At 73.8% G+C, this 20,709-nt stretch carries 23 protein-coding genes; 12 read left to right on the forward strand and 11 right to left on the reverse strand.

Annotated elements, in window-relative coordinates; translation table 11 throughout:
• The first annotated feature begins 32 nt into the window (after window positions 1-32).
• The 3 genes from ACIP82_RS13505 (at window position 33) to ACIP82_RS13515 (ending at window position 4,112) form a co-directional block, all read left to right on the forward strand.
• Window positions 33-1,223: a cytochrome P450 gene (locus ACIP82_RS13505; RefSeq protein WP_363604141.1), complete on the forward strand. Its 1,191-nt coding sequence runs from the start codon at window positions 33-35 to the stop codon at window positions 1,221-1,223.
• 76 nt (window positions 1,224-1,299) lie between these two features.
• Entirely contained in the window at window positions 1,300-3,057 is a 1,758-nt protein-coding gene (locus ACIP82_RS13510) for a phytoene desaturase family protein (protein WP_400653511.1), read from the forward strand.
• Complete coding sequence (locus ACIP82_RS13515) at window positions 3,054-4,112, forward strand: NADP-dependent oxidoreductase (RefSeq protein ID WP_363604143.1); 1,059 nt, start codon at window positions 3,054-3,056, stop codon at window positions 4,110-4,112. The genes ACIP82_RS13510 and ACIP82_RS13515 overlap by 4 nt, the downstream gene beginning before the upstream one ends.
• A 68-nt stretch (window positions 4,113-4,180) precedes the next feature.
• On the opposite strand, the gene ACIP82_RS13520 is transcribed toward ACIP82_RS13515, so the two are convergent.
• The 3 genes from ACIP82_RS13520 to ACIP82_RS13530 all read right to left on the reverse strand — a co-directional run bounded on the left by ACIP82_RS13520 (window position 4,181) and on the right by ACIP82_RS13530 (window position 5,995).
• Window positions 4,181-4,765, reverse strand: coding sequence for a TrmH family RNA methyltransferase (locus ACIP82_RS13520; protein WP_363604145.1), 585 nt, complete (start codon window positions 4,763-4,765; stop codon window positions 4,181-4,183).
• Complete coding sequence (locus ACIP82_RS13525; protein ID WP_363604146.1) at window positions 4,762-5,403, reverse strand: methyltransferase; 642 nt, start codon at window positions 5,401-5,403, stop codon at window positions 4,762-4,764. The genes ACIP82_RS13520 and ACIP82_RS13525 overlap by 4 nt, the downstream gene beginning before the upstream one ends.
• A 124-nt stretch (window positions 5,404-5,527) precedes the next feature.
• Complete coding sequence (locus ACIP82_RS13530; protein WP_400653513.1) at window positions 5,528-5,995, reverse strand: carboxymuconolactone decarboxylase family protein; 468 nt, start codon at window positions 5,993-5,995, stop codon at window positions 5,528-5,530.
• Between the two features lie 198 nt (window positions 5,996-6,193).
• On the opposite strand from ACIP82_RS13530, the gene ACIP82_RS13535 reads away from it, so the two are divergent.
• Window positions 6,194-6,388: a hypothetical protein gene (locus ACIP82_RS13535; RefSeq protein ID WP_363604148.1), complete on the forward strand. Its 195-nt coding sequence runs from the start codon at window positions 6,194-6,196 to the stop codon at window positions 6,386-6,388.
• A 60-nt stretch (window positions 6,389-6,448) separates the two neighbouring features.
• Here the strand turns inward: ACIP82_RS13535 and ACIP82_RS13540 are convergent, their stop codons facing one another.
• Entirely contained in the window at window positions 6,449-8,992 is a 2,544-nt protein-coding gene (locus tag ACIP82_RS13540; protein WP_400653516.1) for a lysylphosphatidylglycerol synthase domain-containing protein, read from the reverse strand.
• Between the two features lie 83 nt (window positions 8,993-9,075).
• Window positions 9,076-9,837, reverse strand: a complete 762-nt coding sequence (locus ACIP82_RS13545) for an SDR family oxidoreductase (protein WP_400653518.1) — start codon at window positions 9,835-9,837, stop codon at window positions 9,076-9,078.
• 248 nt (window positions 9,838-10,085) lie between these two features.
• Here ACIP82_RS13545 and ACIP82_RS13550 point away from each other — a divergent pair, with 248 nt between their 5' ends.
• The 5 genes from ACIP82_RS13550 to ACIP82_RS13570 all read left to right on the forward strand — a co-directional run bounded on the left by ACIP82_RS13550 (window position 10,086) and on the right by ACIP82_RS13570 (window position 12,990).
• On the forward strand, window positions 10,086-10,352 hold the full coding sequence (locus ACIP82_RS13550) for a UBP-type zinc finger domain-containing protein (RefSeq protein WP_363604152.1): 267 nt from the start codon (window positions 10,086-10,088) through the stop codon (window positions 10,350-10,352).
• A 127-nt stretch (window positions 10,353-10,479) separates the two neighbouring features.
• Window positions 10,480-10,752: a hypothetical protein gene (locus ACIP82_RS13555; RefSeq protein ID WP_363604154.1), complete on the forward strand. Its 273-nt coding sequence runs from the start codon at window positions 10,480-10,482 to the stop codon at window positions 10,750-10,752.
• A gap of 147 nt (window positions 10,753-10,899) precedes the next feature.
• Window positions 10,900-11,913: a sigma-70 family RNA polymerase sigma factor gene (locus tag ACIP82_RS13560; RefSeq protein WP_400653520.1), complete on the forward strand. Its 1,014-nt coding sequence runs from the start codon at window positions 10,900-10,902 to the stop codon at window positions 11,911-11,913.
• Between the two features lie 69 nt (window positions 11,914-11,982).
• Window positions 11,983-12,414 (forward strand): SRPBCC domain-containing protein, encoded by a 432-nt coding sequence (locus ACIP82_RS13565; protein ID WP_363604156.1) that lies wholly within the window; start codon window positions 11,983-11,985, stop codon window positions 12,412-12,414.
• Window positions 12,415-12,513: 99 nt separating this feature from the next.
• A complete protein-coding gene (locus ACIP82_RS13570; protein WP_400653523.1) occupies window positions 12,514-12,990 on the forward strand; it encodes an NUDIX domain-containing protein in 477 nt (158 codons plus the stop codon).
• A 78-nt stretch (window positions 12,991-13,068) separates the two neighbouring features.
• On the opposite strand, the gene ACIP82_RS13575 is transcribed toward ACIP82_RS13570, so the two are convergent.
• From ACIP82_RS13575 to ACIP82_RS13585, 3 genes are all read right to left on the reverse strand, one after another.
• Window positions 13,069-13,818, reverse strand: a complete 750-nt coding sequence (locus tag ACIP82_RS13575) for a Clp protease N-terminal domain-containing protein (protein ID WP_363604159.1) — start codon at window positions 13,816-13,818, stop codon at window positions 13,069-13,071.
• Window positions 13,819-13,898: 80 nt separating this feature from the next.
• Window positions 13,899-14,606, reverse strand: a complete 708-nt coding sequence (locus tag ACIP82_RS13580) for a class I SAM-dependent DNA methyltransferase (RefSeq protein WP_400653525.1) — start codon at window positions 14,604-14,606, stop codon at window positions 13,899-13,901.
• 63 nt (window positions 14,607-14,669) lie between these two features.
• Window positions 14,670-15,116, reverse strand: a complete 447-nt coding sequence (locus ACIP82_RS13585; RefSeq protein ID WP_400653527.1) for a GNAT family N-acetyltransferase — start codon at window positions 15,114-15,116, stop codon at window positions 14,670-14,672.
• A gap of 30 nt (window positions 15,117-15,146) precedes the next feature.
• Here ACIP82_RS13585 and ACIP82_RS13590 point away from each other — a divergent pair, with 30 nt between their 5' ends.
• Entirely contained in the window at window positions 15,147-15,719 is a 573-nt protein-coding gene (locus ACIP82_RS13590; RefSeq protein WP_363604163.1) for a GNAT family N-acetyltransferase, read from the forward strand.
• A gap of 21 nt (window positions 15,720-15,740) precedes the next feature.
• Here ACIP82_RS13590 and ACIP82_RS13595 read toward each other — a convergent pair whose 3' ends face one another.
• From ACIP82_RS13595 to ACIP82_RS13605, 3 genes are all read right to left on the reverse strand, one after another.
• On the reverse strand, window positions 15,741-16,481 hold the full coding sequence (locus tag ACIP82_RS13595) for a tyrosine-protein phosphatase (protein WP_400653530.1): 741 nt from the start codon (window positions 16,479-16,481) through the stop codon (window positions 15,741-15,743).
• Between the two features lie 113 nt (window positions 16,482-16,594).
• Window positions 16,595-17,356: a VC0807 family protein gene (locus ACIP82_RS13600; RefSeq protein WP_400653531.1), complete on the reverse strand. Its 762-nt coding sequence runs from the start codon at window positions 17,354-17,356 to the stop codon at window positions 16,595-16,597.
• A gap of 161 nt (window positions 17,357-17,517) precedes the next feature.
• Entirely contained in the window at window positions 17,518-18,201 is a 684-nt protein-coding gene (locus ACIP82_RS13605; RefSeq protein ID WP_400653533.1) for a DUF4304 domain-containing protein, read from the reverse strand.
• 392 nt (window positions 18,202-18,593) lie between these two features.
• Here ACIP82_RS13605 and ACIP82_RS13610 point away from each other — a divergent pair, with 392 nt between their 5' ends.
• On the forward strand, window positions 18,594-19,436 hold the full coding sequence (locus ACIP82_RS13610) for an RNA polymerase sigma factor (RefSeq protein WP_363604206.1): 843 nt from the start codon (window positions 18,594-18,596) through the stop codon (window positions 19,434-19,436).
• Window positions 19,433-20,638, forward strand: coding sequence for a hypothetical protein (locus ACIP82_RS13615; RefSeq protein ID WP_400653534.1), 1,206 nt, complete (start codon window positions 19,433-19,435; stop codon window positions 20,636-20,638). The genes ACIP82_RS13610 and ACIP82_RS13615 overlap by 4 nt, the downstream gene beginning before the upstream one ends.
• Window positions 20,639-20,709: the final 71 nt, after the last annotated feature.

Consider the following 20,709-nt stretch of genomic DNA (forward strand, 5'->3'; position numbering starts at 1 on the left):
CTGGCAGTCCCACACGAGAGGTGGACCACCTCATGCCCAGGCAGCACCAGCCGCTGTCCTACCCGTTCGAGCCGCTCGGTCTCGAACTGCACCCCCGCTACGCCGAGTTGCGCGACCAGCCGCTCGCCAGGATCAGCCTGCCGTACGGCGACGGCGCCTGGCTGGTCACCCGCTACGAGGACGTGCGGACCGTCCTGGCGGACCCGCGTTTCAGCCTCGCCGAGGCGATGGGCCAGGACCAGCCGCGGATGCGCCCGGTCGCCCGCAGCGGCGCAGGCCTGTTCTCCACCGAGCCGCCCGAGCACACCCGGCTGCGCTCGCTGGTGGCCCGGGAGTTCAGCGCCCGCCGGGTCGAACGGCTGCGTGCCCGGGCCCGGGAGCTGGCCGGGGAGCTGATCGACGGCATGCTCGCCGCCGGTCAGCCGGCCGACCTGGTGGAGGACTTCGCGATCCCGATGCCGACCACCATCATCTGCGAGGTGCTCGGCATCCCGGCCAAGGACCACCGGATGCTCTGGGACTGGGCCGAGACCGTGCTCTCCGCCGTCACACCCGGCGAGGTGCTCGCGGCCGAGGGCCAGGCGTTCATCGAGTACATGGCCGGCGTGCTGGACCTGCGCGGCCGGGAGCCCGGCGAGGACCTGCTCACCGTGCTGGTCCGGGCCTGCCGCGAGCAGGGCCTGATCAGCGAGGAGGAACTGCTCTCGATCGCCTGCGACCTGCTGATCGCCGGCTTCGTCAGCACCACCAACCAGATCGGCAACTTCTTCTACCAGCTCCTGGTCAACCCGGAGGAGTTGCGGCGCCTCCGGGAGCAGCCGGAGCTGATCCCGAAGGCCGTCGAGGAGCTGATGCGCTATGTGCCGCTGCTCACCGGCTTCAGCCTGCCCCGGTACGCCACCGCCGACGTCGAGCTGGGCGGGGTGACGATCAGGGCCGGCGACGCGGTGATGATCGCCACCGCCGCCGCCAACCGCGACCCGGAGGTCTTCGAGGAGCCGGAGCGGCTCGTCCTGGACCGCCCCGGCAACCCGCACATCGGCTTCGGCCACGGCGTGCACTACTGCATCGGCGCCCATCTGGCCCGGCTGGAGCTCCAGGTGGCGATCGAGACGGTGCTGCGGCGGCTGCCCGGCCTGCGGCTGGCCGTCCCCGAGGACGAACTGCGCTGGAAAGCGGACGCGATGGTGAACGGGCTGCAGGCGCTCCCGGTCGCCTGGTGAGCCCGGTGAGTCTGGTGACCACCAACCCCCGGTGACCGCCACCGAGCAGGGGCAAGGACGACGAGGAGGCCTCGGAATGCCCAAGGGCACAGAGAACAGACGGACCAGAGAGACGATGATCATCATCGGTGGCGGCCTCGGCGGGCTCTCCACCGGCTGCTACGCCCGGATGAACGGGTACCGCACCCAGATCTTCGAGATGCACGAGATCCCCGGCGGGTCCTGCACCGGCTGGGACCGCAGCGACTTCACCTTCGACTGGTGCATCAGCTGGCTGCTCGGCAACGGCCCGGGCAATGAGATGTACCAGATCTGGCTGGAGCTCGGCGCTCTCCAGGGCAAGGAGATGCGGCACTTCGACGTGTTCAACATCGTCCGCGGCCGGGACGGCCGGGCGGTGTACTTCTACTCCGATCCGGACCGGCTGGAGGCCCATCTGCTGGGTATCTCGCCGGCCGACGCCGCCCCGATCCGGGAGTTCTGCAACGGCATCCGGACCTTCCGCAGGGCGCTGGCGGTCTACCCGTTCCTCAAGCCGGTCGGGCTGATGGGCCGGATCGAGCGCTGGCGGATGCTGGCCTCGTTCCTCCCGTACTTCAACACCATCCGCAAGTCGATCACCGTCCTGATGACGGACTACTCGCAGCGCTTCCGCGAGCCGCTGCTGCGCGAGGCGTTCAACTTCATCCTCTACGAGAGGCACCCGGCCTTCCCGGTGCTGCCGTTCTACTTCCAGCTGGCCTCGCACGCCAACCAGGCCGCCGGGGTGCCCGAGGGCGGCTCGCTCGGCCTGGCGCGCTCGATCGAGCAGCGCTACCGGAAGCTCGGCGGCGAGATCACCTACAACGCCAAGGTCGAGGAGATCCTGGTCGAGGACGACCGGGCGGTGGGCGTCCGGCTCAGCGACGGCCGGGTGTTCCGCTCCGACATCGTGGTCTCCGCGGCCGACGGCCACACCACGGTGATGAAGCTGCTCAAGGGCCGCTATCTGAACGACACCTACCGGCGGCTCTACACCTCGCTGATCGACGAGCCGGGCCAGCTGTCGCCCGGCTACGTCTCGCTCTTCCTGGGGCTGCGCAAGCCCTTCCCGGAGGGGGACCCGTGCACCACCTACCTGCTGACGGAGCAGCAGACGGGCGAGCTCACCGGAATCCGCTGCCCGAGCATGAACGTGCAGTTCCGCACCCGGCACTACCCGGAGCTGGCGCCCCGGGAGAGCACCGTGGTGTTCGCCACCTACTTCTCCGACATCGCTCCCTGGCGGGCGCTGCACGACGGGCCGGAGCAGTCCTCCCGGGTGCGGCGCGGCGAGGAGCTGCACACCCTGCCGGTCAAGCACGGCCGGGAGTACATGGCGGCCAAGCGCAAGGTCCGCAACGGCATCGTCTCCTTCCTGGACGAGCGCTTCCCCGGCTTCAAGGCCGCCGTCGCGGTCGCGGACGTCTCGACCCCGCTCACCCAGGTCCGCTACACCGGCGTCTACGACGGCACCTTCCCGGGCTGGAACCCGTTCGTCGAGGGCAGCGAGACCGTCGAGGAGGAGATCAAGAAGAACGGCCCGGTGCTGCCGGGGCTCTCGGACTTCTACCTCTCCGGGGTCTGGGCCACCATCGGCGGTCTGATCCGGGCCGCCGCCGCCGGCCGGCACGTGATGCAGTTCGTCTGCCGGGACGACGGGCGGGAGTTCACCGCCGAGATCGACGACAGCGCACCGCTGCCCACCCATCTGATCCTCCCCGTCGGCCGGCCGCCGCACCAGGCCGGGCCGGTCGAGAAGATCCCGTCCAGTACCGATTCCTCCGACGCCGTATCGACAGGGGCCCTGGCATGAAGATCGAGAAGTGGGTGGTCCGCGAGCACCTCGACGGCGTGCCCGACGTCGACCGGATCTACCGGAAGGTGGTCGAGGAGGCCGACATCGACCTCCGGCCGGACGAGATGCTGTTCCGGACGCGGTACGTCTCCGTCGACCCGTACCAGAACGGGCTCGCGCTGGAGACGCCGATCGGCCACCACATGGGCGCGGACTCGATCATGGAGGTGCTGGAGGCCGGTCCGGAGGCCGCCTTCGAGGTCGGGGAGCTCGTCCAGGGGTTCGGCGGCTGGCGCAGCCACGTCGTCCACAACGGCGCCGAGGAGCTGTGGCAGACCGGCATCTTCCCGATGGTCTTCCCGGCCTACCGCCGGCTCGACCCGGCCCTTTACGACGAGCGGCTGCCGCTCTCCACCGCGCTCGGCATCATGGGCGCGCCCGGCATGACGGCCTGGGGCACGCTCACCACGTTCCTGGACGTCCGGCCCGGCGACACCGTGGTGATCAGCGGTGCCTCCGGTTCGGTCGGCACGCTGGTGGGCCAGCTGGCCAGGCGCTCCGGCGCCGGCCGGGTGGTCGGCACCACCGCCTCGCCGGGCAAGGCCGAGTACCTGAAGTCGCTCGGCTTCGACGACGTGGTGCTCTACGACCAGGCGGACGACGCCGAGAAGGTCCGCGCGGCGCTGCTGTCGGCCGCGCCCGACGGCGTCGACCGCTACTTCGACAACCTGGGCGGGACGGTCACCGACGCGGTGTTCACCATGCTCAACGTGGACAGCCGGGTCGCCGTCTGCTGGCAGTGGGCGACCACGGTGAACGGTGAGCTGACCGGGCCCCGGCTGCTGCCGTACATCATGTTCCCGCGCACCACCATCCGCGGGATCTTCGCCCAGGAGTGGTTCACCGAGCCGAAGCTGGCCGAGATGCACGAGGACCTCGGCGGGCTGGTCCGGAACGGGGAGATCCGCTACCACCAGACCGTCCACAAGGGCTTCGACCAGATCCCGAAGGCCTACCGGAGCCTCTACACGAACCGGGAGGCCAACCGGGGCAAGGTGCTGGTCGAGGTGTGAACCCCCGGGCGGGGGAGGGCGCGGGGCCCTCTCCCGCCCGGGTTTCACCCGGGGCGCCCGGCCCCGGGTCAGTCCTCGTCGAGGCCGCCCAGGTCGCCGCCGTCGGGGTCGCTGCCGTCCGGGGTGCCGGTGATCGCGTAGCCCTGGCGGCGCGCCTCGTAGCAGGCGACCGTCGCGGCCGCCGAGACGTTCAGCGAGCCGACCCGGCCCAGCTGCGGGACGAACACCACCGAGTCGCAGAGCGCCAGCGCGTCCGGGGTGATGCCGCGGTCCTCGTGGCCCAGCACGAAGGCGACCGCCGGGGTCAGCTCGGCGGCGAACAGCGGCACCGCCTCGTCCGCCAGCTCCAGGCCGACGACCTTGAAGCCGTCCGCCCTGGCCGCGGCCACCGCCTCGGCGACGGTGGGGAAGTGCTCGACCTTGAGGTACTTGTCGGTGCCCATCGCGGCCTTCTGCGCGCCCGAGGAGCGCACCGACGGGGTGTCGCCCGTCAGATACAGCTTCTCGGCGCCCATCGCGGCGGCGGTCCGGACGATCGAGCCGACGTTGAACGGCGACTGCAGGTTCTCCAGGATCATCGCCAGCCTGAACCCGCTGCTGCGCCGCCACTGGCGGTGCAGTCGCTTCAGGTCGGTCCCGCGGAGCTGCTTCACGACGTCGTACCTCGTCCACTCTCGGGGCCCGCGCCCTCCGGGCGGGGCCGCGCTTCAAGAATCCGGAACCCGTTGACCGACGTGACGCGGGTGGTCGGGTATCCCTGGTCGTTCAGCCACTGCATCAGCGAGTCCGAGCCCAGGTTGCGCTGGACGACCAGGAACGCCGAGCCGTCCGGGGTCAGCCGGCCGAGCCACTGGTGCAGCAGCCGGCGCAGCGCCGCCTTGCCGATCCGGATCGGCGGGTTGGAGTAGATCGCCGCGAACCGCAGGTCCTCGGGGACGTCCTCCGGCAGCGCGGCCTGCACATTGCCCAGCTTCAGGGCGTCCGCGTTGAGCCTGACCAGCTCCAGCGCACGGGTGTTGACGTCCACCGCCCAGACCGGCAGCCGCTTGCGCCGGCTCGCCCAGGTCAGCGCGATCGGGCCGTAGCCGCAGCCGACGTCCAGGATCGGGCCGCGCACCCGGGGCTGCGGGGCGTGCTCCAGCAGGATCCGGGTGCCCGGGTCCAGCCGGGAGCGGGAGAACACCCCGGTGTCGGTGGTCAGTTCCAGGGTGAGGTCCGGCAGGGTGACCGTGATCGGCCGGCGCTCGCTGGCGACCTCGGGTGCACCGGTGAAGTAGTGCGAGCCGGACATGATTTCCCCGTCGTTCGTAAGGGCCTCGGGGCCACCGGGTGGGTGTGGGTAAGCCCTGCTGGTACGGCACTGATCGTACCCCCGGTGGCCTGCGGCCCGGCATCCGCGCAGCTGGGCGGGGGTGCTACCGGGTACCCGGGGTCTTGCGGGTGGTCACGTTGATCCGGTTCCAGGCGTTGATGGTGAAGCAGAGCGAGATCAGCTGGGCGAGCTCCTTCTCCTCGAAGTGCGCGGCGGCCCGCCCGTACACCTCGTCGGAGACGCCGCCGCTGATCCGGGTGATCTCCTCGGCGAGCGCCAGGGCGGCCCGCTCGCGCTCGCTGTACACGCCGGCCGGGGCCTCGTGCCAGACCGGCAGCAGGTAGATCCGCTCGTCGTTCTCGCCGGCCCTGCGGGCGTCCTTGACGTGCATGTCCAGGCAGTAGGCGCAGCCGTTCAGCTGGGAGGAGCGGATCTGCACCAGCTCGACCAGGGCCGGGTCCAGGCCCTCGCGGGCGGCGGCGTCCAGGGCGATCATCGCGCGGAAGGCCTTGGGGGCGGTCCGGGCGTAGTCGAGGCGGGCGGTGGCGGTGGTGGTCTCGTTCGTCGTCATGCTTCGACCCTAGGAGGCCGGTGCACCCCGTCCATGGTGCATTTCCCGACGGGATCCATGGGTCAATTCCGGGGCGCGGGAGGGCTCGGACAACACGCCGAGCGCCGGGCCGCACATCGCGTCCGTGCCACCGACGGCGGATACTTCCAGTACCTCCAACGGGCCCGTGGGAGCCTCCGAGCAGTGAGGACGGACACCATGCCGCAGAATCACGAGGACTACCTGGACGAGGTCGCCGAGGCCGTGGAGCCGGAGGACGAGGCCGCCGAGGGCGACGAGTACGACGAGCTGGTCGAGCGCCGCGCCCTGGGCGCCGATCCGGCCACCGAGGTCGCGGACGCCGCCGAGCAGAGCCGGATCGTCGAGCTGGACGAGGACGAGTACCGGTCGTAGCGGCCGGCGGTGTGAGCGCCCCGGGGCCGGAGTGCCCCTGAGGCCGGAGTGTCCCCGGGGTCAGAGCGCCCCGCGCCGCTGGAGCCAGGCGAACGCCGCCCAGCCCGGCAGCACCGGCAGCACGAGGGTCAGCAGCCGGAAGAGCGCGACGGCGGCCAGCGCGCCGCCCTCCTCCATCGCGGCGGTCTGCTCCAGCATTCCGACCAGCGCACCGTCCACGGCGCCGGCCCCGCCCGGGGTCGGCGCCACGTTGCCGACCGCGTTGCCGACCAGGAACACCACCGCGACCGAGGCGAAGGCCGGCTCCCGCCCGACCGCCCGGGTGCAGCAGTAGAGGCAGGTGACCAGGCAGATCGACACCAGCAGCTGACCGGCGACGCCGACCGCCAGCCGCCCGGGGCTGCGCAGCAGCTCCAGCAGCCGGGGCAGCACCTCGGAGGTCAGCGGCCGCAGCCGGGTGGCCAGCCAGCGGCGGGTCGGCGGTACGGCCGAGACCGCGGCCAGCAGGACGGCCGCCGCGGCGAGCCCGCCCACCACGATCGGCAGCGCGTCCAGTTCGGAGCCGCCCGGCTCCAGGTCCATCAGATAGACGAAGGCGCCCAGCTGGAGCAGGTGCAGCACCAGTCCGAAGAGCTGCCCCACGCCGACGCTGGAGAGCGCCTGCGCGGTCGGGATCCCGGCCCGCTGGAGGAAGCGCGTGTTGAGCGCGACCCCGCCGACCCCGCCCGGCGAGACCAGCTTCACAAAGGCCCCGGCGACCTGGGCGAACACGGCGTTGCGGAAGACCAGCCGCTCCGGCACGAAGCCGATGAACCCCAGTGCGGCCGTGAAGTGGCTCGCCACCGCGGCCGCCAGGGCCAGCGCGAGCCAGGCCGGGTCGGCGTCGGCCACGGCGGAGATCGGGTTCTGCTCGCTCGCGAACAGCTGGGGCAGCAGCAGCCACCCGGCCACCACCCCGCCGACCACCGCCAGCAGGGTGCGGGGCCGCAGCCGCTCCAGCCTGACCGGCCGTACCGGCGCCTGCGGCTGGGTGCGCAGCACCTCGGCCCGGATCTCGTCCAGCAGTTCGACGGGCTGCGGGGCGGGGGTGGCGGTGGCGGCGTTGCGACCGGCCCGGGCGGCGGCGGAGGCCCGCTTGAGGGCGTCCCGGGTGGTACGGGCCAGGGCGATCGGCTGCAGCAGGGGCAGCGCCGCGCCGACGGCGTCCGGACCGAGCACCGCCACGGCGGTGCGTACGGCCCGCTCGGCGCCGGTCCGCAGTGCGAAGGTGGTGAGCAGCTGGACGAGGTCGCAGTGGAGCACCAGTTCGCTCGCCGCGATGTCGCCGTCCGCGAGGTCCACCAGGTGCACCGCGCCCGCCTCGTCGACCAGGACCGAGGAGGGGACCAGCGACCGGTGCGAGATCTCCCGCCGCTGGAGCAGCGCGAGCTGGGTCCAGGCGTCGGTGAGCAGTTCGTCGGTGAGCTCGTCGTCGGCGAGCCGGTCCAGGGTGCGGCCGGCCAGGTGCTCGTAGGCGACCAGGGCGGTGTCCCGGCCGAGCCCGACGGTGGCGGCGATCCGGCGGGTGCGGACGCCGGCCGCGAGGGCCGCGTACGAGATCAGGGCCTCGTGCTCCAGCCCGGTGCGCAGCGAGCGCAGGGCCCGGGGGTGCGGGGCGGTGCGCAGCCGCAGGCGGCGCCAGGTGCGCCGGACGAGGGCGGCGGTGACGGCCTGCCGGTCGAGCACCTGGACGTCGAGGTCGGGGCGGCCGGCCTCCTGGCGGACCAGGTAGCGGTCGGGGCCGTCCGGGCGGGCGGCGACCGGGCGCAGGCCCGCTCCGCGCAGGCTGTGCAGGATCTGCGAGGGCCGGGGCCGGGGGTCGGGGGTGCCGACGGCGTAGAGGGTGCCGTGGGCGACCGTCCAGCCGATCAGCAGGCCGAGCAGCAGGGCGGTCGGGGTGGCGTACCCGCCGGCCAGCCCGGCGAGGCCGGAGACGGCGAGGACGGTCCACGGCAGCCGCCGTTCGCGGGCGCCGGAGGCGGCCATGAAGGCGAGCACGGGGGCGAGGTAGCCGTACACCGGGTCGGTGTGGCCGAGGACGCCGCCGGGCAGGTCCTGGGTGAGCGCGGCGAGCAGCGAGACGGGGGCGAGGCCGTCGGCCCACAGGTCCAGGGCGAGGGTGAGGCCGAACGCGAGGACGGCGGCCAGCAGCCCGTCGGCGACCTGCTGGAGGGCGCGGCGCCGGTCCGGGCCGAGCAGTCGGCGGATCGCGGAGGAGGCCGGGACCAGCAGGACGGCGGCGGTGGACAGCCCGCCGGCGAATCTGGCCAGCGGCCGGGGCACCAGCCGGGCCGCCTGGGCGACGTCGGCGGCGATACCGCCGGTGGTGGCCCGGGCGTAGTCGGCGAGCAGCAGGGTCAGCACGATCGCGCCGAGGCCGACCAGCAGCCGGATCAGGGCCGCCGGCTGCCGGATCCGGCCGGTGCCGGGCGCCACTTCCCCGGGGCCCCGGCCGCCACCGGGTATGCCGGGGGCGGGCGGGCCCCCGGGGTCGGCCGCCCCGGCGGTTCCGGCGGTACGGATACCACCGGTGTCGCTGTCTGTTCTCCCCGTCACGATCGCCACGGGTGGCATGCTCCCACGGCCGCGTTCGGAGCCGCCGGGGAACCCGGTGGCCGGGTTCCCCGCCCGTCGTCCCCGTCCGGCCGTCAGGCCTGGCGGGTCGGCAGGGCGACCAGGTGGCGCAGGTTGACGTGCCGGGGGCGGCTGACGGTGTAGACGATCAGGTCGGCGATGTCGTCGGCGGTCAGCGCCGGAACCATCGTGAACAGCCCGCCGAGCTGCTCGCGCAGGACCGGGTTGTCGATGTGCCCGGCCAGCTCGGTGTCGGTCAGCCCGGGTTCGACGGCGCTGACCCGGACGTCGCGCGGGCTCAGCTCGGTGCGCAGGGCGGCGGACAGCTGGGTGACGGCGGCCTTGGTGGCCCCGTAGACGGCGTAGTCGGGGAAGGAGACGTGCGAGGCGATCGAGGAGACGTTGACCAGGTCGGCGGTGCGGCCCTCGGCGGCGGCCGCGACGAGGTCGGCGGTGAAGGCGCGGACGATCCGCAGCGCGCCGGTCAGGTTGGTGTCGATCATGCGGGTCCACTCGTCGATCCGGCCGTCGGTGAGTGGGTTGGGCAGCATCACCCCGGCGTTGTTGACCACCAGGTCGACCGGCCCGTACGCGTCGTGGACGGCCTTGGCGGCGGCGTCCACCGAGGTCTGGTCGGTGACATCGGCGGTGACGGCGAGCGCCTGCCCGCCGGCGGCGGTGATCTCGGCGGCGAGCGCGTCCAGCCGCTCGGTGCGGCGGGCCAGCAGCGCGACCCGGGCGCCGTTCGCGGCGAGCAGCCGGGCGGTGGCCGCGCCCATCCCGCTGGCGGCGCCGGTGACGACGGCGGTACGGGTGGCGAGTGCGGGGTGGCTCATCGGGTGCTCCAGGGGTCTGCGGATCGTTCCGGCGGGGCTGACGGGGATCACTCTGCTCGCGCCCGGACGGCCCGCCCAGGCCGTGTCGTTCCGGGGAAAGCCGGTCCTGGGCCGGCGGATCCTGGGAAGGCCGGTACCACCCGGCCGCGCCGGGCCGGACGGCCTCCGGCGCCCCGGCCGCCGCCGAGCGAGCGGCCCGGGGCGTGTCTTGGAGCGCGGGCCGGGCCCGCCGTCACTACCCTGCGTTCATGAGCGCCTGCGAAGACCTCACCGCGGCCCCCCTGGACATCGCGCCGATCCCGCCCGTGGACGGTTGTGCCGAGTGCCTCGCCCAGGGCCGGCGGGACTGGGTGCACCTCCGGCTCTGTCTGGACTGCGGCCACATCGGCTGCTGCGACTTCTCGCCGCAGCGGCACGCCACCGCGCACTTCCACGACACCTCCCACCCGGTGATCCGCTCCTACGAGCCGGGGGAGGACTGGCGCTGGTGCTTCGTCCACGAGCTGATGGGCTGAGCGGCCCCGCCCGGGCGGCGGCCCTTGCTCCGTTCAGGTGTAACCCGATCGAAATGCGGACATAACGCCCGTGTGGTCGCCCCGGCCACCACCCGGGTGGCGGGCGACCGCCGACGGGAGGCCGACGATGACCAGGCACACCCCGAGCAGCAGCGGCAAACTGCGCCGGGGCACCCAGGAACTGCTGGAACGCCGGGGGATGGCGATGACCCCCAAGCCGCTCGTACCGCAGCTGCGCACCAGCGCCCCGCGCCTCGACACCGGCGCGGACGGCGGTGGCGGTGCCTTCCGGCACGGCGGACGCGAGGCCGGCGCGGCGGCCCCGCACGCCGCCCCCGCGATGCACGCCGAACTCAAGGGCCACCGCCACCGCGGGGCCGAGAAGCACTCCGCGCACTGAGCGAGGACGTCCTGCGTCAGGGGCGGGGGCCGTCCGCGGGTTCCCGCCCCTGACGCGCGCTCAGCGGTGTTCCCCGGGGTGATTGTCAGTGTGCCGCGGTACGTTCGGGCCGATCACCGGTGGTGCGGCGGACCTGGGGGGCGTGCGATGACCGACCTGATGACGGAGGAGCCGGTCGAGCTCCGGCTGGAGCGGTTCCGGACGGAGCTGACCGGCTACTGCTACCGGATGCTCGGTTCGCTCTTCGAGGCCGAGGACGCGGTGCAGGAGACGATGGTCCGCGCCTGGCGCGGCCACCAGGGCTTCGAGGGCCGGGCCGCGCTGCGCTCCTGGCTGTACCGGATCGCCACCAACGTCTGCCTGGACGCGCTGAACGGCCGCCGGAACCGCGCCCGCCCGATGGACCTGGCCGGTCCCTCCACCGTCGCCACCGCGACCGACGCCCAGCTGCCCGAGGTGACCTGGATCGGGCCCGCGCCGGACGGCCGGATCCTGCCCGAGACGGGGGACCCGGCCGAGGTGGCCGCCCAGCGGGATTCGGTGCGGCTGGCGTTCGTCGCCGTGCTGCAGCGGCTCGCGCCCCGGCAGCGGGCGGTGCTGATCCTGCGTGAGGTGCTGGGCTGGCGGGCCGCCGAGGTCGCCGAACTGCTCGGCGTCACCGTGGCCTCCGTCAACAGCGCGTTGCAGCGTGCCCGCGCGGTGCTCGCCGCGGACGGCGCCGCGGCCCGCCCGGCCCCGGACCTGGACGACGACCACCGCGCGCTGCTCGCCCGCTACGTCACCGCCTTCGAGCGGTACGACATGGACGGGCTGGCCGCGCTGCTGCACGAGGACGTCACGCTCAACATGCCGCCGTACGCGCTGTGGCTGCGGGGCCACGCCGAGCTCCGGGCGTGGATGCTCGGTCCGGGCCACGGCTGCCGGGGCTCGCGGCTCGTCCCGGTGACGGCCAACGGCGGCCCGGCGTTCGGGCAGTACCGGCCGGGCCCGGCGGGCGGTCACGAGCCGTGGTCGCTGATCGTGCCGGAGGTGTCGGAGGGGCGGATCACCGGTCTCACCAACTTCCTCGACACCGACACGCTCTTCCCGCTCTTCGGGCTCCCGCCCCGGCTCACCGGCTCCGGGGAAACTTCTCGAAAAAACTTTCCCGAGGGGCGATGAGTTTCGTGCGCGCCCCCGGTCCACCCCTGTGAAAGCGACCCACCGCACCATGAACACCAGGAGCACACCATGACCGAGAACCTCGGCGAACTGACCATCACCCGCGAGCTGCCCGGCACCCCGGACGCCGTCTTCCGCGCGTACACCGAGCCCGAGCAGTTCGTCCGCTTCTGGGGGCCGGTCGGTACGCACGTCCCGCTGGACACCGTGACCATCGAGCCGAGGGTCGGCGGGCGCTACGACAGCACCATGGTCATGGACGCGACCGGGGAGCGGTACCCGATGACGAGCGAGATCACCGAGATCCGGGCGGGCGAGCTGATCGCCATCGCCGAGGGGAGCACCGGGATGCGCTCCACCCTGACCTTCCGGGACCTCGGCGAGGGCCGTACCGAGGTGGTGCTGCACCAGACCGCCGTGCCGCAGATGTACTGCGGCCCGGAGGCGGAGGCCGGCCTCAACTCCAGCTTCGACCGGCTGGTCGAGCACCTGTCCGCCTAGGGGCCTGTCCACCCCCGCCCGTCCTGGCGGGCGGGGGTGGCAGAGTGGGGCGCGGAATTCCCCCCGCGCCGTAGGAGGCCCGCTGTGTCGGCTGAGCCCTTGAAGTCCCGTGAAGAGTGGCTGGCGTCCCTGCCGCGGATCTACGCCGCCGCGGGGTGCGTGCTGCGGGACGAGTCCGGGCGGATCCTGATCGTGAAGGCCGGCTACCGGGAGCACTGGCAGTTCCCGGGCGGGACGATCGACCTGGGGGAGGGGCCGGCCGAGTGCGCCGCGCGGGAACTGACCGAGGAGACCGGCCTCGTCGGGGAGGCCGGCGACCTGCTGGCCATCTCCTGGACCCACGCGTCGGCCGAACTCGACCACCCGGCCCAGCACTTCCTGTTCGACTTCGGCACCGTCCCGGACGGCACCCCCGTGACCGTCCCGGCCGGTGAACTCGACGACCACCGCTGGGTCACGGACCAGGAGGCGATCGAACTCCTCGGTCCCGCGCGGTCGTTGCGCCTGCGGGCGGCGATCGAGGCGGCCGCCGACGGGCGGGTGCGGATCGTCACCACGCAGGTGTCCGGCTTCTGACCCGCGGCTTCCGGCGCGGTGTCCGGCCCGCGGCTTCCGGCCCCGGGCGGACGCCGCCGCCGGGGCCGGATCCGCCGGTCACTGCTGTCCGGTGGCCTGTGCCGCGACGAAGGCCGCGATGGCCTCCGCCGTGAAGGTCTCGGCCTCGTGCTTGTCGACGTTCAGGTCGGCCAGCACGCCCGCGCCGTTCTCCAGCTCCAGCAGCGCCAGCAGGATGTGCTCGGTGCCGACGTAGTTGTGCCCGAGCTTCAGGGCCTCCCGGAAGGTCAGCTCCAGCGCCTTCTTGCCCTGCCCGTTGTACGGGATCAGCGGGGGCACCTCCCCGGCGGCGGCCGGCAGCGCGGCGGTCGCCGCGGTCCGGACGGCCTCCGGGGTGACGCCCTGGGCGGCGAGCGCCTTCACGGCCAGGCCCTTCGGCTCGGCGAGCAGGCCGAGCAGCAGGTGCTCGGCGCCGATCTCGGCGTTGCCGGCCGCCCTGGCCTCCTCCTGCGAGGCCATCACGACGTTCCGCGCCCGGTCGGTGAACCGGCTGAAGCCCTGGTTGGGGTCGAGGTCGGCGGGGGCGCCCGGGTCCTTGGGGACGAAGCGCTTCTGGGCGGCCTGCTTGCTGACGCCCATGCTGTGGCCGATGTCGGTCCAGGAGGCGCCGGAGCGGCGGGCCTGGTCGACGAAGTGGCCGATGAGGTGGTCGGCGAGGTCGCCGAGGTGGTCCGCGGCGATGACCGCGTCGGAGAGCTGGTCGAGCGCGTCGCTGTGGACCTTCTTGATCGCGTCGATCAGGTCGTCGAGGCGCAGCGGAGTGGTCTTGGGAACAACGGGATTCTCCATAGCGTCAACCGTAGGTTGTCGATCCCGGATCGTCAACCATCGGTTGACGCTATGGCGAGTTGAGTTCGGCAGCCCCCGTCTCAGGCCCTCTTCTCCCAGACGTACGCCGCCGAGACCGGGTGGCTGCGGTACTTCTCCCACTTGGGCTTCAGGGCGATCCACGCGTCGTCCACGACCGCCTCGGCCATCTCCACCAGCGTCCAGCCGGCCGCCAGCCCGGCGGTGAGGTGGTCGCTGACCAGGTGGACATGGGTGGTGATGGCGATGGACTCCCCGGCGGCGCTGGTGAAGTGGGTGGGCATGCCGGCCGCCATGATGAAGTACGGGTGCAGGCCGACCAGTACGCACCGGCCGCCCGGGCGGGCCAGCCGCCACGCCTCGCGGTAGAACGGGCCGAGGTCGGCCAGGTGTTCGTCGATCAGCGAGGAGATCACCAGGTCGTACCCGCCGCCCGGCAGGCCGGTGTCGGCCACGTCCGCCTCGGCGAGGCTGTCGTGCACGGCCTTCTCCCGGGCGACCGCCAGCATTTCGGGCGTCAGGTCCACGCCGTCCAGGACCAGGCCCGCCGCGGCCTTCCCGCGCAGCCAGGCGCCCGTCCGGCCGGTGCCGCAGCCGAGGTCGGCGGCGCGGCCGACCTCCGCCCAGGCGGGCGCGGTGAGCCGGTCGAGCACCGCGAGGTCCATCGCGTCCTCGACCGTCCGTTCGTACGTTTCCACCCACCGCGCGTAGCCGGTGCGGACGTCCACCATCGGGTAGTCGCGAGTGTCGAAGTCGGAGAAGTCCGCCATGCGGTGCAGTATCGCCGCCGCCCCGGGCGGCGGGCGAGCGATTAAATCCGGCGAATCCGGGCCTCAGAGCGTCAGTTTGAAGCCGTCGTGGCTGCGCGCGAAGCCGAGCGAGGCGTAGAACCGGTGGGCCTCGGTGCGGCGCTTGTCGCTGGTGAGCTGGACGAGGGTGCAGCCGTGCTCGCGGGCCCGCGCGACGGCCCTGGTCAGCAGCTCGCGCCCGAGCCCGGCGCCCCGGCGGTCGGCCCGCACCCGGACGGCCTCGATCAGCGCGCGCTCCTGGCCGTGCCGGCCGAGGCCGGGGACGCGGGTGAGCTGGAGGTAGCCGAGCACGGTGCCGTCGCCCTCGTCGAGGACGAGCATCTCGTTGCGGGCGTCCGCCTCCACGGCGGCGAACGCACGGGCGTAGGCTTCGTCGACCTGCACGGTGGCCGGGTCGATCACCCGCTCCTCGTCGCCGAGCAGCGCGATGATGGCGGGCAGGTCCTGACGGGTGGCGGTCCGGAAGATCACGTCCGGGAGTCTGGCAGACGAGGGGGGAGCATGCGCGTACTCGCACTGCCGGAGGCCGAGGTGCCCGGCGAACTCAAGCTCCAGGTCGCCGAGTTGCAGGACCAGGCCTGGCCCGGACCGCCGGCGCCGTCGACCGTCCCGGTGCACGACCCGGCGCTGCGGCCGCTGTCGATGCTGCTGCTGGACGGCGACCGGGTGGTGGCCGCGCTCGACGTGCTCTCCAAGCAACTGGCCCACGCCGGACGGACGTACGCCGCGAGCGGGCTGAGCGGGGTGGTCACCGACCGGGCGCGGCGCGGCCGGGGCCACGGGCGGCATCTGGTGTCGGCGGCCCGCGCCGCCGTCCGGGAGAGCGGCGCGGACCTCGCGCTGTTCACCTGCGACCGCGGGCTCCAGGGGTTCTACGAGAGCGCCGGCTGGGAGCCGCTGCCGGGCACGGTGCTGGTCGGCGGCACGCCCGAGGAGCCGTTCCCCAGCGACGGCGCCGGCTTCGACAAGGTGACGATGGCGGGGTTCTTCAGCGGGCACGCCGTCCGGCACCGCGCGGACTTCCCCGGCAGCCGGATCGCCCTCCACCCGGGGGAGATCGACCGGCTCTGGTAGTGCGCTACGACGAGTAGGGCGCTACGAGTCGAGCAGGCGGGTGCGGACGGCGGTGAGATCGGACGGGTCGACGCCGGCGGCGAGCAGGTAGCCGGCCGGTTCGAAGCCTTCGAGGGCCGCGTACAGGGCGGCCTCGGCGGTGGTACCGGCCTCGGTGAGCACGGCGTCGATCCGGCGGTACTGGTCCGGCAGGCCGAGCATCCCGTACAGCGGGCGGACGTTCGGCGCGCTGAGCAGGTAGTCGGCGACGATCTCGGACGGCTCGACGCCCGCGAGGGCGAGCAGCAGCAGGGCGGCCAGGCCGGTGCGGTCGCGGCCGGCGCCGCAGTGGACGACCAGGCCGCCGGGCCGGGCGCCGGCGATGGTGGTGATCAGTTCGGCGGCGGCGCGCGGGCAGTGGTCCAGGTAGGGGCGCAGCGCGAGCGGGGTGCCGTCCAGGTGCCCGTACGTCTTCCACCAGGCGGGGCCGGCGAGGTCGTCCAGCGGGACGCGGACCAGCTCGACGCCCGCGGGGAGCGGGAGGAGCGGCTTGTACTCCTCGACGTTGCGCAGGTCGACGACGGTGCGGACGCCGTGGTCGAGGAGGGTGTCCCAGCCCTCGGCGGTGAGGCGGTCGAGGTTGTCGGCCCGGACGACGGCGCGGCGGGCGGTGCGGGCGCCGGAGGTGGTGGGGAGGCCGCCGAGGTCGCGGACGTTGAGGCAACCGTCCCAGACCAGGGTGCGGTCCTCGGTGGCGGTGGTCAGCGCGTGCGTCCGGCTCATCAGGCTCCCCGTTTCAGACCGGGGGTCCGTTACCCCCTCGTTATAAGAGGACTCCGGGGGCGCCCGGATGGTTCCGTGCGCGGCGGGCGGTGCGGGTGGCCGGGCGGGCAGGTTCAGCGGGTGGTCGGCTCCGCGGCCTCGGCCTGCACCAGCTTCGCCAGCGGTTCGGCGGCGGACTGACCGAGCACCGAACCGGCCGCGATCGCGCCGATCAGGAACACGGTGGAGAGCCAGGCCATGGTCGAGACCGGCAGGGTGAAGGCGCCGACCACCCGGGCCGCGCACTCGGTCAGCAGGGCGGTGCCCCAGATCCCGGAGAACAGCCGCTCGTAGCGGCGGAACGAGCGCGAGCGGGCCGCCCGGCCACCCGCCAGCCGCTCCCAGGCGTCGGCGCGGCCGCGGTCGCCCCTGGTCACGAAGGGCATCAGCATCGGGGACATCAGCGGCCGGCCGATCAGCGCGGAGACCAGGACGGCCAGCGCGAGGGTGCCGCTGAGCGCGCCGTCCTTGGCGATCATCAGCCGGGCGTCGCCGGTGACGGTGGTGAGCGCCAGGCCGGCGAGGTTGACGCCCAGCATCATCGAGGCCCACAGGTTGAGCCGTCGCTCGCGGAGCAGCCCGAAGACGGTGCGGGCGGCCGGGATCACGCCGCTCCAGGCGAGGGCGGCGAACTCGCTCATCCCGAAGGCCGAGTGCAGCAGGTAGTAGCCGGCCAACGGGGCGGCCACGTCGAGGGCGAGCGGGCGGAGGGCGGCGGCCACCGGGTTCGGCGCGGTGGCGGTGGTGGTGGCGGTGGCGGTGGTGGTGGTCGTCGTCGTGGTCGGAGCGGCGACGGCGGTGCTGGTGAGAGCGGGGGCGCTGAGGGTCTGGCTCACGGTGGGGTCCTCCCCGGACTGGTGCTCGGCCTGCGGGCCGGTGCCCGCGTCGTGCCTCCAGTCTTCCGAGCCGACCCTCCGTCAGGGCAGTGTCGTCCGTTGCGGGATCCGCATGACAGTTGTCACGGTGTGCGTCATGACAACGTCTCCGACCTGGGGATTCACTCCGGGAAGGTCCACAGCTCCCGGCCGAGGGTGTCCAGGCAGCGCACCGCGCGGAACCGTTCGTCCCGCGCCGAGAGGAACCCGTCCGCGACGCCCCGCAGGACGGCCAGGGCGACCGCGTCCGCTCTGGTCCAGGCGCCGGTGAGGACGAGCACCCGGCCGGACAGTTCGGCGCGCTGGATCCGGGCCACCGAGGCGGCCAGCAGCACGCCGTTGACCTGCTCCAGCTCGGCGGGGGACAGATAGGTCTCGCCGGCGCCGCCGCGGTCCCGCTCGACCCGGCGCAGCAGTTCGGGCAGGCCGTAGTGGCGGACGGCGGCGACCGAGTCGTCCAGCGCGACCTGCCAGCGCGGGCCGGGCAGCACCTCCCACCAGACGTCCTCGCCGACCGGCAGCACCTCGCCGATCCGGGCGCGCCAGGTCTCGATGCCGTAGACGGCGCGGGGGTCGGGGCGCGGGCCGGGGAAGGCGGCGGTCCAGTCCGCCTTGCGGATCACGCCGAGGTCGAAGGTGTAGCGCACCCGGTCGGCGGTGTGGCTCTCGACCACGCCGAGCAGCGCCCAGTGGGTCTCGTCGGGGAGGCTGAACGTCCGGCGCCACCCGGTGAAGCCCAGGCCGCGCAGGGCGGGAGCGAGGTGCTCGCGCAGGCCCCGTGCGTGGAGCTCGTGGGCGGTCGTCATCGCGGTCGTTCCTGGTCGGGTCGTGACGCGGCGTGCGGGGGCATGCCGGAGGTCGTGTCGGGGCAGGGGCCGTCGGGTCCGAGGTGCGGAGAGCGGCGTCCGGACGGGCGCCGCGCCTCGTGCTGGGCGGGGGGTGACGGCGGGCGGCCGATCAGGCTCGGCCGGTGGGGCCGGTGCACTGCTTCGCCTACTGACAACGTAGGCGGGGGGCGGAAGTCGGGTCTGCGGGCGAACGGCAGTAGCTGACGGGACCTTCTGCCCGGCGCCCGCCGGTCCTTGGTCCGGCCGCTCCTGCGTTCCGAATACCGGTACGGGGCATTCCGGATGCCGGACGATACGCCGGTCCGGTGAGCCGCCCCGACAGGTCGGCCCGCCCGCCCGGATGGCGCATGATGTGGCGGGTGCAGAGTGCAGAACGCCCCGGAGCGGGCACCGGCAGCCCGGTCGGCCCGTCCGGCCCAGTACCTCCATCGGGCCCGCCTCCCGGGGCCTCCCCGGCCGCGGTCGTCGACCTGTCGGCGGCCGTCCGGGCCGCGCAGGAGGGGGACGAGGAGGCGTTCCGGCTGCTGTTCCGGACCGTCCAGCCGGGCCTGCTGCGCTACCTGCGGGTGCTCGTCGGGGGCCGCCCGGAGGACGCCCAGGACGCCGAGGACATCGCCTCCGAGGCCTGGCTGCAGATCGCCCGCGACCTGCGGACCTTCTCTGGTGACGGGGACGGCTTCCGCGGCTGGGCCGCCACCGTCGCCCGCAACCGCGCGCTGGACCATCTGCGCGCCCGGCGCCGCCGTCCGGTCGCGGACCTGCCGTTCGACCACCTGGCCGAGCTGGCCGCCGGGGACGACACCGCGGGCGCGGCGCTCGCGGCCGTCGGCACCGCGGACGCGCTGGCGCTGATCTCCCGGCTGCCACCGGACCAGGCCGAGGCGGTGCTGCTGCGGGTGGTGATGGAACTGGACGCGGAGAGCGCCGCCCGGGTGCTGGGCAAGCGGGCCGGCAGCGTACGGATGGCCGCGCACCGGGGGCTGCGACGGCTCGCCAAGCTGCTGGAGCAGTCGTTCGCGGCGGGGGTGGGGATCCCCGCCGCGCCGTCGGGGCCCCGGGTCGTCCAGCCGGGTGCCGGGCGGTCCGGTGCCGGGCGGTCGGGCGGGGCGGGGCAGGCCGCGCAGGCCGCGAAAAAAATTCCTCCGCAGGGTGTGACAGAACACCGGGCCGCGACGCTGAAGGACATGAGATGAGCACCAACCGATCCCGTCGGATCGACCGTGATGCTGCTGAGCACCTGCTCGGCGGTGCCGTGGGCGGCCCGTCGGCCGGGCAGGGCGCCTCGCTCACCGGACAGGACGGCGGTACCGGGCGTACGGGGGTTGCCCAGGTGCTCGCCGCTGCCGCCGCCCCGGCGACGGCGGACGAACTGGCCGGTGAGGAGGCGGCTCTGGCCGCGTTCCGGGAGGCCCGTCTCGCGCCCGTACCCGCCGGATCCGCCGGATCCGCTGCTGTACCCGCTGTACCCGCACCCGTCCGGAGACGATCGATGGCGACCGCCGCGCTGGCCAGGGCCTTCAGTACGAAGGCCGCTGCCGTCGTGCTCGGCGCCACCGTGCTCGGCGGTGTCGCGGTCGCGGCCGGCACCGGCAACCTGCCGTCCCCCCTGGGGGGTGGCTCCCGCCAGCCGGACCGCGCGCTGCTCGCACCGGGCGACGCCGGTGCGTCCGCCGTCACCGCCGCCGAGCCCGGTCCGGGGGACGGGGCGTCGTGGCCGCCCACCGCCGGGTCGTCCGGCGGTGGGGCGAAGGCCGTGGGACCGTCGTCCGAGGCGCAGCCGTCGGCTGGCTCGCCGTCCCCCTCCGCCTCGGCGGAGACCCGGGGACTGTCGGCCCAGGCCGCGCTGACTGACCTCTGCCGGGGGTTCGCCGACCGGGTGGGCAAGGGCGAGCGCCCGCGCCAACTGGTCGCCGACCCGCAGTTCGGCGCGCTGGTCGAGGCGGCCGGCGGCCCGGACCGGGTGGAGGACTACTGCGGGGCGGCGCTCGGGCGCGAGCGCGGCGACGGCCACCAGGGCGCCGGCTCACCGCCGCGCGGCAACGGCAATGGCAACAGCAATGGCAACAGCAACGGCAACGGCAACGGCCGGGGCGGCGAGGACGACCGCAACGGCCGCGGTGACGGCCACGGTAACGACATTGACAAGGGCAGTGGACAGGGGAACGGGAAGGACGACGCGGCCAACGGCCGGAACGGCGGCTCCGGTAACGGCGGTTCCGGCAACGGCTCCGGCAACGGCGGCTCTGGCAACGGCGGTTCCGGCAACGGCCCAGGCAACGACGGCTCTGGCAACGGCTCAGGCAACGGAAGCAAGGACCGGGAAACCCCGCTGCCGGCGATGCCGCCCCTCTCCGACCCCCACCCCCGATCCGACGATCCCTCACCCCGGAGGTAACCCCGAAACTCCGGGTGGGCGGCGAGCGAATCCCCCCGGGCTCGCCGCCCACCCGGACCGCACCACCGCAC

This window comes from Kitasatospora sp. NPDC088548, from assembly GCF_044753005.1.
Lineage (GTDB): Bacteria > Actinomycetota > Actinomycetes > Streptomycetales > Streptomycetaceae > Kitasatospora.